Source organism: Rhizobium sp. RAF56 (genome assembly GCF_052113965.1).
GTDB lineage: Bacteria > Pseudomonadota > Alphaproteobacteria > Rhizobiales > Rhizobiaceae > Rhizobium.
On sequence record NZ_JBFRDU010000102.1, the window covers coordinates 1 to 1366 of the forward strand.

Annotated in this window: 1 protein-coding gene; it reads left to right on the forward strand. The window is 57.5% G+C overall.

Features of this window, described 5'->3' with window-relative positions; genetic code table 11:
• The first annotated feature begins 402 nt into the window (after positions 1-402).
• On the forward strand, positions 403-1206 hold the full coding sequence (locus AB4048_RS28720; RefSeq protein ID WP_442205337.1) for a potassium channel family protein: 804 nt from the start codon (positions 403-405) through the stop codon (positions 1204-1206).
• Positions 1207-1366: the final 160 nt, after the last annotated feature.

The window sequence follows — 1366 nt, forward strand, 5'->3', positions numbered from 1 at the left end:
TCTCCCTCCGGAGACGGCGGCGGCGTGGAGACGCGTTGTCGGGTTTCGCTCCGGACGTGCCTGTGCGGCACACATGGTTTCTCGCTGCCGATGGAGGTGGCGAGGGTCGCAGAGAGACCAGAGTTGCGGGCATAAACCGCCGAACGGGGTGCCGGAAGGCGCCATTTATTTTAGTTTCACGAGGCAACTTCAGGCGCCCCGTCCGAAACGACATGCCGCTCAACCGGGGATTTCCTCCTCCGGCGGTTCCGGCATGGCTATTTGAAAGCCTCTATCCATCCGTGCGAACGGGCAAATTCCTGGCCGGCGCCCTCCCCGATCCGCGAGGCACTTAAGGTCAAGCGCCGACGCGACATCGGTCCGAGGTCTTTACTAAGACCTTGGCGCTGATACTTTCATTCGATGAGCTACCAGCCTTCAACTCAACGTCGTTTCTCAGCGATAATTAAGGGCCTCCGAAGCTGGTTGCTTTGGCTGCAACGCGGACGGGATATTCGCGCCCTTCGGGTGCAGGGTTTTCTGGCTGTCGTCGATTTGGCGATCCTCGCCTTCTTTCTGTTTGGCCCCTATCTCCATGATGCGCGATCCTATTTGATCATCGACTACATGATCGCGGTCTGGATCGCCGTCGAGATTTGCGCGCGCGCGATCCTTGCGGGGGATTTCAAAACCTTCGCCCGGCGCTTCATGAACTGGGTCGACCTCTTCATCCTGGCGACGCTCCTGTTTCCGCATGTCCTGCTCAATTTCGCATTCCTTCGAGCCATGCGAATCTGGGCGATCGGCCATAGCAACATCTTGCAGGAGGTATTGCGCAGGCTGGGCTACAGCCATCTGCTCGACGTTGTTCGCGCTTGTCTGAGCTTCCTTGTGTTCCTCTTCATCGTCTCAGGATTCGTCTACAGCTCCTTCTTCTATGGTCAGGAAGGTGGAGAAGGTTTCATCGATGCGCTTTATTTTACCGTGGCCACGGTCACCACGACCGGATTTGGCGACATCACCTTGCCGGGAACGGCCGGCAAGCTGACGTCGATCGTCACGATGATCATCGGCATTTCGCTGTTCGTGCGGCTCGCCCAGACGATTGTCCGTCCGCACAAGGTCAGATTTCCCTGCACGCACTGTGGCCTCCAGCGTCACGACGCCGATGCGGTTCACTGCAAGGCGTGCGGACATCTGCTGAACATTCCCGATGAGGGAACGTGAGGGGATCGCAGCTTAGACCGTTTCCGTTTTTCTTCGAAACCACAGTACACGACTCAAGTTTGGCGGAAGCGTTTTGGGCAAGCGGTTGTCCATGCGAGTTCAGCGTTTTTGGGCTGATGGATGATATGGTTTCGCAGGGCATCGAAACCGATGCGGAACC